At 40.0% G+C, this 13,981-nt stretch carries 15 protein-coding genes; 13 read left to right on the top strand and 2 right to left on the bottom strand.

Annotated features, from left to right (window positions below):
* Window positions 1-111 precede the first annotated feature (111 nt).
* Complete coding sequence (locus V7783_RS20485) at window positions 112-390, bottom strand: transposase (protein ID WP_335680308.1); 279 nt, start codon at window positions 388-390, stop codon at window positions 112-114.
* 53 nt (window positions 391-443) lie between these two features.
* On the opposite strand from V7783_RS20485, the gene V7783_RS20480 reads away from it, so the two are divergent.
* From V7783_RS20480 to V7783_RS20460, 5 genes are read left to right on the top strand one after another with little or no spacing between them, the layout of a single operon-like run.
* Entirely contained in the window at window positions 444-1,262 is an 819-nt protein-coding gene (locus tag V7783_RS20480) for a hypothetical protein (RefSeq protein WP_335680307.1), read from the top strand.
* Window positions 1,262-1,987 (top strand): Qat anti-phage system TatD family nuclease QatD, encoded by a 726-nt coding sequence (gene qatD / locus V7783_RS20475; protein ID WP_130051666.1) that lies wholly within the window; start codon window positions 1,262-1,264, stop codon window positions 1,985-1,987. The genes V7783_RS20480 and qatD overlap by 1 nt, the downstream gene beginning before the upstream one ends.
* A gap of 59 nt (window positions 1,988-2,046) precedes the next feature.
* Complete coding sequence (locus tag V7783_RS20470) at window positions 2,047-2,349, top strand: hypothetical protein (protein ID WP_130051665.1); 303 nt, start codon at window positions 2,047-2,049, stop codon at window positions 2,347-2,349.
* Window positions 2,303-3,001, top strand: a complete 699-nt coding sequence (locus V7783_RS20465; RefSeq protein ID WP_130051664.1) for a 3'-5' exonuclease — start codon at window positions 2,303-2,305, stop codon at window positions 2,999-3,001. The genes V7783_RS20470 and V7783_RS20465 overlap by 47 nt, the downstream gene beginning before the upstream one ends.
* A 14-nt stretch (window positions 3,002-3,015) precedes the next feature.
* Window positions 3,016-4,182, top strand: a complete 1,167-nt coding sequence (locus V7783_RS20460) for a DUF3800 domain-containing protein (RefSeq protein WP_130051663.1) — start codon at window positions 3,016-3,018, stop codon at window positions 4,180-4,182.
* A gap of 338 nt (window positions 4,183-4,520) precedes the next feature.
* On the opposite strand, the gene V7783_RS20455 is transcribed toward V7783_RS20460, so the two are convergent.
* Complete coding sequence (locus V7783_RS20455; protein WP_130051661.1) at window positions 4,521-4,874, bottom strand: DUF3147 family protein; 354 nt, start codon at window positions 4,872-4,874, stop codon at window positions 4,521-4,523.
* Between the two features lie 84 nt (window positions 4,875-4,958).
* Here V7783_RS20455 and V7783_RS20450 point away from each other — a divergent pair, with 84 nt between their 5' ends.
* Genes V7783_RS20450 through V7783_RS20415 form a run of 8 tightly spaced genes read left to right on the top strand, consistent with a single transcriptional unit; the run spans window position 4,959 to window position 13,703 of the window.
* Window positions 4,959-5,342, top strand: a complete 384-nt coding sequence (locus V7783_RS20450; protein ID WP_028834938.1) for a BlaI/MecI/CopY family transcriptional regulator — start codon at window positions 4,959-4,961, stop codon at window positions 5,340-5,342.
* A gap of 2 nt (window positions 5,343-5,344) precedes the next feature.
* Window positions 5,345-6,334, top strand: coding sequence for a M56 family metallopeptidase (locus V7783_RS20445; protein ID WP_126873597.1), 990 nt, complete (start codon window positions 5,345-5,347; stop codon window positions 6,332-6,334).
* 13 nt (window positions 6,335-6,347) lie between these two features.
* Window positions 6,348-7,673 (top strand): TolC family protein, encoded by a 1,326-nt coding sequence (locus V7783_RS20440; protein ID WP_126873595.1) that lies wholly within the window; start codon window positions 6,348-6,350, stop codon window positions 7,671-7,673.
* A 16-nt stretch (window positions 7,674-7,689) separates the two neighbouring features.
* Window positions 7,690-8,922, top strand: coding sequence for an efflux RND transporter periplasmic adaptor subunit (locus V7783_RS20435; protein ID WP_126873594.1), 1,233 nt, complete (start codon window positions 7,690-7,692; stop codon window positions 8,920-8,922).
* Between the two features lie 10 nt (window positions 8,923-8,932).
* A complete protein-coding gene (locus tag V7783_RS20430) occupies window positions 8,933-12,076 on the top strand; it encodes an efflux RND transporter permease subunit (RefSeq protein ID WP_126873592.1) in 3,144 nt (1,047 codons plus the stop codon).
* Window positions 12,066-12,761 (top strand): HupE/UreJ family protein, encoded by a 696-nt coding sequence (locus V7783_RS20425; protein ID WP_126873610.1) that lies wholly within the window; start codon window positions 12,066-12,068, stop codon window positions 12,759-12,761. The genes V7783_RS20430 and V7783_RS20425 overlap by 11 nt, the downstream gene beginning before the upstream one ends.
* Window positions 12,762-12,804: 43 nt before the next feature.
* Complete coding sequence (locus tag V7783_RS20420; RefSeq protein WP_126873590.1) at window positions 12,805-13,329, top strand: hypothetical protein; 525 nt, start codon at window positions 12,805-12,807, stop codon at window positions 13,327-13,329.
* Window positions 13,330-13,370: 41 nt separating this feature from the next.
* Window positions 13,371-13,703 carry a DUF6488 family protein gene (locus V7783_RS20415; RefSeq protein WP_126873588.1) on the top strand — a complete coding sequence of 111 codons (333 nt, stop codon included), beginning with the start codon at window positions 13,371-13,373 and terminating at the stop codon, window positions 13,701-13,703.
* Window positions 13,704-13,981 lie beyond the last annotated feature (278 nt).

The raw sequence follows: 13,981 nt of genomic DNA, 5'->3' as shown, positions 1-13,981 counted from the left end.
CGCTTAAAGGCTTTTTTAACCACGCATAAAAACCACTACGATGCAGCTTAAAAAGGCGGCACATCGTAGTGATGGAAAACTCATTTTGGTGTTCTCGAATGAAGCCGTACTTTACTCGGGGTTGCTGGCAAAGTACCTTGCGGCCTTTTTTAAAATGTCCCGTTCCTCCGTGACTCGTTTCAATTGCGCCTCTAATTTAGCGATCTTTAATTTTTCATCGGATGATTGAACGGATTTAGGTTTATCTGATAACTGGCTCCGCCAGTGATATAACGTTTTGGTACAAATATCTAATCGTTCAGCGACTTCTGCAACTGAATATCCACGCTCTGTAATTTGTTTAACAGCCGCTTCTTTAAACTCTTGGGTATAACGTTTGCCTTTGCTCATAAAACACCTCTTATTAGAAGTTACAATGTAACTTATTGGGTGTCTAGCAAACTATGGGAAGTCCAAAACCGCTGCTAGTTAGCCACACATACAAAGGGGATGGCGCGAAACAAAGGGCAATTAAGTCTTTGTTAAAATCCAATTTCGCTGAAATCTCTTACAGTATTTATCCAAGCTTGATGGAGTCGCTAAAAGGCAAAACAGACATTTCCATGCGTGGAAGGAGCTTTAATTTCCTAGCAATGGCTGTGTTAGGAATTGTTGCGTTGAGAAACGCAACTGGTGATGCAAGTATTAACACAATAATAGTACCTGAGAATGGCTACATATCGATTAATCCACCATTAACTAGAAGACGAATCGGTAGTCATAGCACGAGGACAACGCACCCGTTTTTCTTAAGTAAGTTTGAAGAGCTGTTAAGGGATGCCGGATTTCATGTCAAATTTTTCAATCCTTACCAATTTAAAACAAAAGGTGAAATGTTGTCTGAGTGCAAGGATCAAGCTGCAATTGCTAAAGCAATTCCTCTAAGCGTTTCATGCAGTCATTGGCATAGAAGAAACATTCAATGTGGGCATTGTGTACCTTGCTTAATAAGAAGAGCATCTATTCATCATGGGAAATTTAAGAATGATGCAGATTATGAGAACCAACGTTTAAAAACAGTCCTTAATGAGCGTAAAAAACGGGATGATATCCAGTCAGTTCAAGCAGCGATTATCCGACTAAATAAAACTCAAGACTATAGAGGCTGGATCAGACAAAGTGGAAACCTACCTTCAGATCCAGACGTTAGAAAAAAACTGGAGTTAACGGTTAAACGTGGATTAACTGAGGTTGAGAATTTTTTAAAGGCTGAAAAACTGTAATGATGGATTTGCACTGTCATGTAGATCTCTATCCTGATCATGAAACGGTACTTAAAGATATTGAGAACTCTGGTTTTTACGTACTTTCCGTGACTACAGTTCCATCTGCATACAATGGAACCAAGAGGCTTACTGAAAAACTTAGTAATTGCAGAACAGCCTTAGGGTTACATCCACAGCTAGCCCACGTTAGAAGTAACGAATTGGAGCTATTTGATACTTTAGTTAGTGATACAAGGTACATAGGAGAGATAGGGCTGGATGGCTCAAAGGGATATATTGAGCATTTTGAATTACAGCAAGTTGTTTTTGAACATATTCTTGCAAAGTGTACTGAGTTCTCTGACAAAATCTTAACGATCCATAGTTTGAATGCAGTTAACGAAGTGTTAGATCTACTCGGTGCTTATCCTAAGGCTGGTACGCCTATCTTACATTGGTTTTTAGCAACAAAAACACAAGTATTCAAAGCTGTAGAATTAGGATGTTATTTCTCAATTGGCCCAGCAATGATTCATTCTGCAAGAGCTAGGAAGGTGATCTCTTGGTTACCTAGGGAAAGAGTTTTGTTAGAAACTGATGGCCCATTTGCCAAAGTTAAAGGCAATGTGATCTATCCATCTGATGTGACCTCAGTTACTGAATATTTAACTCAGGAATGGCAAGTTGATATTTCGGAAGTTAACTCGCAATTAAAGGATAACTTAAGAGATTTGGTAACATAACTTTTGAAGTATCATTTGAAATACGCTGCAAAAAGCATAAGTAAATTTAAGGGAAAATAATGAAGCTCTATGTCGTTGACATGAACAACGCAAAACATCATCTAAACATCACTGCTTCTTCAAGAGTTGAATTGGCGACCAAATTAGGAAGTGAAGTATTTACTATCGGATCACAAACTTTCCATGTAAAGAATGTCTTTGCTGAACGTAGTAATGATTCGATGCCAGCATCTACTGTCATTGGTGGGGCTTTGGGGCTTGTCGGTGGTATGCCCGGTGTTTTGATTGGTGGAGCGTTAGGTGCTTTATTTGGAAATGAAGCTGATAAGAAAGAACAATCGGCTATTGATGCATTTAACTAGCAAAGGTAAGGAGGCAGGTTACGTCATTATTATGGACATGATGAAAGGCAAAAATGGATTCCCTGCTGAAAAAATTGAGCATCCACTTATTGAACTACTGCTACCCAAACTAGAGTCTTATGAACATGCTGAAGAGCGCAGAATTTTCTACGTTGCTTTAACTAGAGCAAAACAACGGGTATTTATTCTTTCAATTGAAGAGAATTGTTCTGAGTTTGTAAACAAATTGCGGGGATATGGTAAGAAGTTAATTGATGAAACAAGCATAAAAGCTAGCCCAGACTCATTAAACGTTACTGATTTAAGTTGCCCTGAATGTAAAACAGGAAGACTTGTAAAGAATAAAGAAAATACTTATAGCTTTTGCGCAAATATCCCCCTATGTGATTATCGTCTCTACTATTGCAAAAAGTGCGGAGGCTCCAGAAAGCGGGTTGGTGAATTTCAAGTTTGCAAGGACAATCAATGTAATGCCAAAACACCTACATGTCCAAAATGCAGTGGAGATCTAAAACCAACTACTGGTAAATATGGTAAGTTTTGGGCTTGCTACAGTTGGGATTGCAATGGTTCCAAAGACTGGCGTATTTACGAGAAAGATGCCGATGTTTACAAGATGGAATATGAAGATAGCGTGCTATCTGGGAAGTAAAGGAATTCAATTTAATGTTACTAAGAACTAGCACGAAGCAGTATGAAATTTATTACGATGAATCTAATAATATCAGAAAACTCTATCTAGAAGGCGAGCAATACAATATAGATAAAGATCCTAATCAGGAATCTTCACCAATATTTGTTTTAGCCGGGGTTGCTTTCGATTCCAACAGTATTGAATTAGATTTTGAACAACTAAAAAAAGATCTACAGATACCTAAAAATAAGGAGAAAGGTAAGCAAGACAGAGAACTTAAATTCTCACATATGGCTAAGATAAGGGCCAAATATACGCCTATTGAAGCATTCAAGTACGCTTTAGGTAGCAAGCATTTTAAAACGCTTTTTAATCGACTTCTTTCGAACAAAATATTCATTCATTACGAGATGATCAATACCGTCTACTGGTCTTTTCTAGATATTATTGATGACCTAGTAATTTGCACTAAAGACCATAGAGATATTGTGTTACACGCAAAGTATAAAGATGCTTTGTATCGACTAATTAAATTGGATAAAGAAAATTTCTTAAATCTAATGAGTGAGTTTGATTTTCCCTATATCGAGAAAGGTAATTCGCTCGACTTCTTAAAGGCTTTTCATTCGTTAATACAAAAGAACTTAATGTTTATTTTGAAAACTGAAGGCCACGGCATCTACGCTCAGATGTTAATGATGCTAAGCACATTAACTATTAGGTGCATTAACATGTTTAGTGATGATTTTGAGTTTGAGTTGGTTTTTGATACAGAAAAAGGTGTGCTAATTAATGATCTATCTAATTTCTACATCAATCGAGTTCAGATGTTTCCGAATTCAAAGCATGTTATGGATAACGAGGAATTAATTGAAAATAAATTTAAAGAGTACAAAAACTGCGACAATAATTTTACTTCCTTAGATATTACCTTTGTTGATTCAAAACTATCTGAAAACTACCTTACGCAAATCTCAGATGTTGTTGCTGGGTTTATTCGGCTCTATTTTAACTTTTTGGAATACGCGAGTATTGATGAAGTATCTGTTTTCACATCAAACCTTAATAATCTACAAAAAGATAATTTAGAACTATTTAAAAAATTACTTGCCAGATCAATAGAGGAAAGTGAAATTCTGCTACATAGGGTCATAGTGCCAATTGATGAGCATAAAGCTTTTACATTATTAAAAATATAAGGCGGACAAGAAATGTAGCCTTTCAGTTATCAATGGACGGATATCAAAAGTGCCACTACTGTCTTTTGGTATTTCCGATTTGATGTCGAGCAATTGAGCGCATGAATTGTAATAACAGGTTGCTTTGTACTATTACCTATAATTTAGCGCTCAATTGGCGGTAATTAGCTTTATACAAAATTAGTAACATACTTTTTCTAAAAAGGTATTAGACTGACCACTATTTGTTGTTTGCCATGAACCGGACATTCAGGCGTAACTCTTTTCTGCCCCATTACGCGTTAACGTAAATACTCTAATGGCAGCTGTGGGGTGAACAAAGGACCTTGCTGTTAACCTCAAGGAAGCAAATCTATTCCAAACAGCTTCAGCAATAAAGAAAACAGCCAAAAGCAAATTACAGTTATTAATGAGCTGATGAGTAACGATAGCCAAAAACTGTAGCGCTGCATCAGCATGGGGAAAAGTAAAAACATGGGCAATGTGAGAAGTACATACCAAAAAGTGTACCAAGCATGATTGGCTATTTTCTCTGACGGCTGCTTTTCAACATATAACCAAATCATGGCTAAAATTGTGACTGTCGGTAAGGCCACTATGAGTGCGCCTAGTTTATCATTTCGTTTTGCTAGCTCCGATGCCGCGACAATGACCGTAGCGGTGATCAAATACTTAGTTATTAGCCAACCCATATAATACCCTTAAATCTAAAAACCGATTGCCTATCGGTTTTTGTTGTGGCAATATAGCCAGCGAATTAAATAGAGTAAAGTGTTATGCAATTAGGTGAACTAGAAAAATTAGTGCTTCAACATTTCTGGAATGTCAAAGAGGCGGATGCAAAGCAAGTACATAAAGTACTGGGGTTAGCTCGTGGTAATTCGTTAAATACTATCCAAAGTACGCTTGATAGGTTATTTAAAAAAGAATTACTTAAACGCACTAAACAAGGCCATGCGTATTGTTATTCAGCCAGAGTAGATCGTGAAGGCTTAATTGCTCAACTTATTTCAAATGTAACCAGTGACTTTGTTGATGATGGTGAAAATAGCTTAATTGCTGCGTTCAGTTCTGCTTCGGCACAGCTTAATGACGAACAACTCGATACATTAGAAAAAATGATCGAGAAACAACGCCAGCTAAGAAAGGAACGGGCTTAATTATGTTAGTTGGAGATATGGCAATCGTTCTAAATTTGCTCAGTGTTTCAGTGCTTGCATTTGTGATCGGTATTGCAACTGTTGCTGTCGTATCTCGTTTTGTGTTGTTCAGACTCAAACAAGTCAGTTTTAATAGTCAAAAGTTTATATTGTGGTCACTAGTGAGTGCACCTTGGTGGATAGCCTTTTCTTGTATTGGTTACTTTATGCCTTACTCGTTAGGGTTTGATAAAGTTTTTAACATAAGCTGGTTCGAAGATTTTGCCCATTGGCACCATATCGATATTTTTAGCTTTTCAAGTTGGCACGCGTTAACCTTACTTTTAGCACTAATCTATTTAGCTTGGCGCGTAACTAAGACTACCTTTGTTAGAACCAAACAGTCCATCGCATTATCGAGTTTACTAAGCTTTACTGATGCACAAGGTGCTAGGACGACTAATGGCAATCAATATTTATTGATGCCTGTTAAAGTGCCTGTTGCCTTTACTACAGGTTTTATATCTCCCAAGATATATGTATCAACCGGACTACAAACCCAAGTTAGCGATGAACAACTTAATATCATCGTTAATCATGAACTGGCCCATGTAACGGCAAGAGACCCGTTATTTAAAGTGCTTTTCACGGCACTTGCCAGCTTCTATCCGTCACGTATAAAACAAACCCTAATCGAGCAATATGTCTTAATGACGGAAAAGATGGCCGACAATGAGGTCACAAAAGAATACGACCACCTTGATATCGCACAGACATTAATTGATGTCGCTAGACTTCAAAAAGCACTTCCTACGGACTGCGATCAGGCGTCTGTTAGCTACTTCGGACATGATTACACGAGTCTTCGTGTTGAGGGTTTATTAAATCCAATTAATAAACCGTCACTTACTACTATCATCATTACTCTAGCATTATTGGCAACTATGCCAGTACTAGCGGCATCCACTGTCGATAGTTTTCATCACTTTATCGAAACTTTTTTCATCCATTAATTAAGGATATGGAATGAGATTTAATTTTTATAAAAGCAACGGAAAAAAACCGATCGGCAATCGGTTTTTGGCTGTTGGTCTAGTTTTAACAACGGGGGCTGGTTTAGTAACATCAACTCCCTTTTTGGCTAATGCGCAGTCCCAGCAGCAATTACAGTCATCACATCAGGTTATAAATTTAAGCAAGGCTGTGACCATGACTCTACAAAGTCATCCTGAGCTAAAAGCCTTGATAGCTCAAGAAGCTGTGTGGCAAGGTAATATCGAGCAAGCTGGCATTGGAGAGCGTCCTCAAATAGGTTTAATGATTGAAGATGCGTTAGGGACAGGTGAGCATAGCGCATTACAAAGTATGCAATCAACGCTCACATACTCTTGGTTGCTTCAACAAGATCAAATTGATGGCAGAGTTAATGCGGCAAAAAGCCAAGCAAATGCAGTAATAGTAGAGCAAAAAATAAAAGCCCTCGATTTATCTGCGATTGTTGCTAAACAGTTTGTTGAAATCTTGATAAAGCAAGAGCGCTTGAAACTCAATCAATTAGCGGTGTCTCAGGCACAGGAAGTGGTTGACGCTATTGCCAAAAGAGTAAAAGCGGGTAAAAGTTCCAATGTTGAAATGCGCTTGGCTCAAGCCGAGCTGGTTCGAAGAAATCTCGCTGTAGAAGATTTAGAGCACGAATTAAAAGCTAGTCATTATCAACTGTCATCCTTATGGGGCAAGCCTCAGGCTGAGCTTAAATTAACTGGGAATTTAATGCTTAAGCCGGAAATTCCCTCGGTAGAAAGCCAGCTAATCAAGCTTAAGCAAGTCCCACAAATACAGCAGTTTGTTAATGAACAACGTATCGCTCAGTCTCAAATGGAGCTTGCACGCATTGAAGCAAAACCTCAGTGGCAACTCACTGCGGGATTGAGACGATATGAAGCGACAAATGACTTTGGTTTAGTAGCGGGTATATCTATTCCTTGGGGGAATGACAATAGCAATGCAGGAACAATAGCGGCCTTACGCGCAAAACAAGATGTACTGGCAACTCAGCAACAAGCCTTAATGCAGAAACTGGATGCACAGCTATATGTGCTATTACAAGAAATGGCGCATTCCCACCATGTCATTGAAACGATTCAAGCTGAAATTATTCCCGTACTAGAAACCGCATTGACTGAAGCAAGTCAGGCATTTGATATCGGTAAGCTTAGCTACAACCAGTGGAGTGATATACGTAGAGAGCTGCTCAGCGCCCAAAATCAGTTACTTGATGCTTATCAATCTTTGCATTTACAACATATTGAAATTCAACGCCTAACTGGCGTGCCCGTTAGTGATAGCGAGTAAAACCATGAGTAAATTTATGAAAAATAAAAATATTCTGTCGTCATTGAGCTTGGCGATTATTATCTCATTCACAGGTGTCGTCGCACCTAATGCTATTGCAGCATCAACACCTGCGGCAGAGCAAGCTGAACCAGAGAAAGGTCCACACCGTGGGCGCATGTTACGAGATGGTGATTTTGCCATTGAACTCTCTATTTTTGAAACTGGTGTGCCACCAGAGTTTCGTGTTTGGGCGACAAATGATGGACAACCTATAGACCCAAAGAATGTCGATTTAAACGTAAAATTAATTCGCCTAGGCGATGGCACTGATGATATTAACTTCAATGCTCAAGGTGACTTTCTTCGCGGTGATATGGTGATTTATGAGCCTCACTCTTTTGTTGTTGCCATTGAAGCAACTTATCAGGGTAAAAAGTACAATTGGCGATATGACAACTTCGAGGGTCGCACCACAATTGAACAGGCAGTTGCCGATGCAATGGAAATCAACACTGAAATCGCAGGCCCTGCGACAATTCATCAAACCATACCCGCTTATGGAAAATTAAGTTTACCTGTGGACGCTAAGCGAAACATTGCTGCGCGTTTCGATGGTGAAATCACCAAATTACACGTCAATTACGGTGAAATTGTTAAAAAAGGGCAAACGCTATTCACAGTAGAAAGTAATGAAAGTCTTAAGCCCTACGTTATTAAAGCGCCCATTAACGGTGTTATTACCCAGTTATTCGCAAACGCGGGTGAGCAAACTAATGGTAAAACCTTACTCACCATTACCAATCTTAATCGCCATATTGCCAAATTAGCGGTTTATCCTTCGGATTATTCCAAGGTTAAACTGGAAACGCCAGTTACGTTAAACATTGAAGGTCATGAGGACCCCCTTGTAGGTGAGGTGTCATTTATTGAACCTAGCGTGAGAGATGATCAGGCAAGAATAGTTTGGGTCGAATTAGAAGGTCGTAACCTTGCCGAAGGCGGCTTCGTAAAAGCTGACATTGAAGTTGCAACCATTGATGTGCCACTGGCTGTAAAGCGTGTTGGCTTACAAGGTTTTAGAGACTTTACTGTTGTTTACGCCAAAGTGGGTGAGCAGTATGAAGTTCGTATGCTTGAGTTGGGCCGCACTGGAGGCGAATGGATTGAAGTATTAGGTGGCCTAAAAGCGGGAACCGAATACGTGACCAACAATAGCTACATCTTAAAAGCCGACATTGAAAAGTCTGGCGCATCACACGATCACTAGGAGTGTATAAATGTTGGAGTCAATTTTACGCTTTTCAATAAAGCGCAAATTCCTTGTCATGGTGATGGTGTTAGCTGTGTCAGGTTTGGGTATATGGAATTTTACCAAACTACCGATTGATGCAGTGCCTGATATCACCAATGTGCAGGTAATGATCAATACCGAAGCGGCTGGGTTTACGCCATTAGAAGTTGAGCAAAGGGTAACTTTTCCGTTAGAGACCGCATTGTCGGGTTTACCGGGGTTAACCTATACCCGCTCAGTTTCTCGTTATGGCCTATCTCAAGTGGTTGCAATATTCAGTGATGATACTGATGTCTATTTTGCCCGTCAGCTTGTTAATGAGCGTTTATCAGCGGCACGCGCTGAGTTACCGCTGGGCTTAGAGCCTCAACTTGGGCCAATTGCGACAGGTCTTGGTGAAATATTCATGTTCACTGTTGATGCTGAGCCTGATGCTACACATGCTGATGGCACGCCTATTACACCAACGGATTTACGAACCGTACATGACTGGACAATAAGACCACAGTTAATGCGGGTGCCGGGTGTAGTAGAAGTGAACCCGATAGGCGGATTTGAGCGTGAAATATTAGTCGCTTTCAAACCTGAAAAGTTACTTGCTTTTGGGCTGTCACAAGCCGATGTGGTTGATGCAATTTCGCAAAACAACCAAAACCAAGGTGCAGGCTTTATTGAGCAAAATGGCGCACAGTGGTTGTTAAGGCTGCCCGGTCAGGTTACTGATATGACTGCCATTGGTAATATTCCGCTTAAGTCGCTTGATGGTTCATCAATTTATATAAAAGACGTAGCCGATATTGAAAACGGCAAAGGGCTTAGAACTGGCGCTGCTACACAAAATGGTCGTGAAGTGGTGATGAGTACGGTATTTATGCTTATTGGCGAAAATAGCCGCACAGTAGCTCATGCCGTGGGAGAAAAGCTCAAGGAAATTAACGCCACTTTACCAGAAGGTATAGTCGCAACTGCTGTTTATGATCGCACTAAATTAGTAGATAAAACGCTACAAACGGTTCAGCTTAACCTGATCGAAGGGGCGATATTGGTTATCGTTGTACTCTTTGTGCTACTGGGTAATTTCAGGGCTGCATTTTTAACAGCCTTAGTGATCCCATTTGCCATGTTGATGACAGTAACAGGTATGGTACAAACTCGCGTGAGTGCTAACCTGATGAGTTTAGGCGCGTTAGATTTTGGTTTGTTAGTCGATGGTGCCATTATTATCGTGGAAAATTGTCTTCGCAGGCTAAGTCAAGCAGGAAACAAACCTCTGCCGCTAAAAGAACGCATGGAACTCGTGTTCGAAGCCACAAAGGAAGTCATACGTCCAGCGCTATTTGGCGTGTTTATTATCACCGCTGTTTACTTACCCATTTTTGCTCTTGAGGGTGTTGAAGGCAAAATGTTCCACCCGATGGCGATCACCGTGGTTATCGCGTTACTTAGCGCTATGGTGTTATCGGTTACCTTTGTACCCGCTATGGTTGCCTTGTTATTTAAAAAGCCTGTGAAAGAAAAACATAGCCCAATAATTCGTGGTGCTACTGTTCTTTACAAGCCTGCTTTAAACTGGGTTTTAAAAGCCCGTTGGTTCGTTGTTATAGCCGCAACAGTATTAGTGGGTTTCTCAGGTTATCAGGCAACTAAGTTAGGTAGTGAATTTGCGCCTAATTTGGATGAAGGTGATATTGCCATGCACGCGCTGCGAATTCCGGGTACGTCATTGTCTCAAGCAATCGCGCTTCAGGAATCTTTAGAAGATAAAATTAAACAAATGCCAGAAGTTGAACGCGTCTTTGCCAAAATAGGCACTGCCGACGTTGCAACTGATGCCGTTCCGCCAAGTGTCGCAGATAACTTCATTATCCTGAAACCTCGCGAGTTGTGGCCTGATCCAGATAAGACAAAAACTCAAGTTGTAGAAGAGTTAGCCGCGCTAGTAGAGCCAATTCCGGGGAACCGATATGAGTTTTTACAGCCAATACAAATGCGTTTTAACGAATTGTTAGCTGGGGTGAGAGCTGAACTTGCGATAAAAGTGTTTGGTGATGACTTTGATACGTTGACTACGTTAGGCAGTGAGATAGAGGGTGCAATCTCTCAGGTTGAAGGTGCCGTAGATATACAAGTTGAGCAAACCACTGGTTTACCCATGCTTAATCTTGTGCCAAATCGTGAAAAACTGATGCAGTTTGGTATTAGTATTAGCCAAGTACAGTCTCAAGTGGCAATGGCTATGGGCGGTACAGTTGCAGGTAAGTTTTATCAAGGCGATGTGCGCTCAGATATTGTAGTAAGGCTCACAGAGTCCAAACGTAATGATATCGATTCAATACCTTATTTACCGATAACGTTGGCTGATGGACATACAGTACCACTTAAAGAATTGGTTGATATTGAGCTGATATCGGGTGCTAACCAAATAAATCGTGAAAATGGTAAACGTAGATTGGTAGTAACTGCCAATGTTCGTGGTAGGGACTTAGGTAGTTTTGTTGCAGACATACAAGCAGCCATTAATGAAAACGTTGAAGTACCTGCTGGTTATTGGGTGGAATATGGCGGCACTTACCAAAAACTGCAATCCGCTTCAGAGCGCCTGAGTATTGTTGTACCTGTCACTTTAATCATGATTGTTGGTTTATTAATCCTCGCCCTTAACTCGTTTAAAGATGCCATGATCATCTTTACGGGGGTTCCGCTTGCATTAACTGGTGGTATTGCTGCGCTGTTACTACGTGATATTCCGTTCTCAATTTCGGCAGCGGTTGGCTTTATCGCCTTATCGGGCATCGCCATCCTAAATGGACTGGTTATGGTGTCGTTTATCAGAGAACTGCGCAAAGATGGTTTGGCACTTGATAAAGCAATCTTTGATGGTGCGCTGACGCGTCTTCGACCTGTGTTAACAACCGCACTCGTTGCTTCATTAGGTTTTATTCCTATGGCGTTAAATACAGGCATAGGCTCGGAGGTTCAGCGGCCTCTGGCAACAGTAGTCATTGGTGGCATTATTTCGTCAACGATTTTGACTCTGTTTGTCATCCCTGCCTTATACAGAATTTTACATAAAGAAAAGGAGTCTATTTTGACTGATGTTGAAGTATTGGAGTCTCAAGATGCCAAGTAACATGATTAAAGTACTGACTTATCTGACGATTGCGCTGTTAGCGCTTGTCAGTATCGAAGCTTTTGCTCACGGAGTCGATGATAAAACCAGAGCATTTTTAGAGCAAAATAATGGAGTACAGTTTATCCCGTTTTTATATATAGGCGCTAAGCATATGATAACGGGCTATGACCACTTGCTGTTTTTAGTCGGTGTTATCTTCTTTTTATATCGTAGCCGTGACGTACTGTTGTACGTCACCATGTTTACTATTGGGCATAGTACAACCCTGTTATTTGGTGTGTTAAGTGACATACAGGTCAATGCTTATTTAATTGATGCCATTATCGGTTTTTCCGTAATTTATAAGGGCTTCGATAATCTAGGTGGCTTTAAGCTTTGCTTTAATTGGCAGCCTAATACCCAATGGGCGGTGCTGATTTTCGGTCTGTTTCATGGCTTTGGTTTAGCTACCAAATTACAAGAGTTTAGCCTAGCTGATGAAGGTCTTATTACCAACCTGATTGCCTTTAACTTAGGTGTTGAACTTGGTCAATTTGCTGCGCTCGCACTTATTTTGATCATGATAAATGCATGGCGAAAACTGCCTTCATTTCAACGCTTTTCGACAGTCACAAATACCGCACTAATGAGTGCTGGTGTGATGTTGATGGGCTTACAACTTGCTGGTTACTTTACCATTTAATCGATTTTTAACTTATAGAAATACAGAAATAAAAGAGAATTTTATGCAACATACAGTTAGTACCAAAACACTCGTTAAAGCGAGTATTTCAGCAGTCGTTGTCGCGGCTATTGCACTGGTTACCTTTATCTTACCAGCAGAGTACAACATCGATCCGACAGGTATTGGAAACAAGTTAGGTTTAACAGCACTTGCACAAGCGGCTGAAGTGGAAACAACGTCATTAGAGACAACTAAAGGCACGGATGAGTTTCAAACAATAGAAGTGACAGTCCCTGCGGGACGCGGCATCGAATATAAATTTTATATGAAGCAGCATGAAAAAATGACTTATGAATGGTTAACCGATGGTGTTCCATTGTACTTCGATTTACATGGTGAGCCAGAAGGTGACACAACGGGATATTTTGAAAGCTATGTTATTGCTACTACTAATGAAATGAAAGGTAGTTATACCACGCCATTTGAAGGCTCTCATGGCTGGTACTGGAAAAACAAATCAGACAAGCCAGTTTCAATACAGCTAATGGTCAAAGGGCAATACGAAGTTATTGGCCTTAAACAATAACGAATTTAACTTTACGAATTTCATACAAAATGGAGACTAAAATGAACAAACTAATATCAATCGTTGCGCTTTGTGGTGCCTTGCTAACTAGTAATGTACAGGCACATGGAGATCATGGTGTCATCAGCGGTCAGAAAGCTGTTAGCATCGCTGCAACACATATTCAAAAGATGACATTTAAAGACGCTGGTTTTGAAGTTGGTAAGTTAGATGAGTCATGGAAAAATATTGATAAGTCGCAACTTTCGATTGCTAGCGTTGAAGACAATTTCTACGTAGTTAGTGCATCTAATGCTAGCAACGAAGATAAGCTTTACTTCCAAATTGCAAAAAATGGTCAAGTTATAGCGGTTAAAAATAAAAACAACTTTTAACAAAATAAGAAGGCACCTTTTGATACATGAGGTGCCTTTGTTTTTGTACCAAGTCCGCTTTTGGCACAGAGCCACTGGTCGGCTCTAACTCATTTCTGTCCAAAAACGAGCTAGAGAGATCGTCCGATTTTCGCTCATAGTTGCTTGTCAGATAAGATGAGAACGAATTCTTCGAACCTGTAAGAGCAGATATGACTACCATAGTTAAACCATACATTCATAAATACTACATCAATAGAATGCGTAGTTATCTAATTGTCATGTCAAGAATCAGTAAA

This window comes from Pseudoalteromonas sp. (assembly GCF_036960685.1).
In the GTDB taxonomy this organism is placed as follows: Bacteria; Pseudomonadota; Gammaproteobacteria; order Enterobacterales; family Alteromonadaceae; genus Pseudoalteromonas.
Note: the sequence above shows the minus strand (reverse complement) of the source record. Positions and strands in the feature narration are given on the sequence as shown.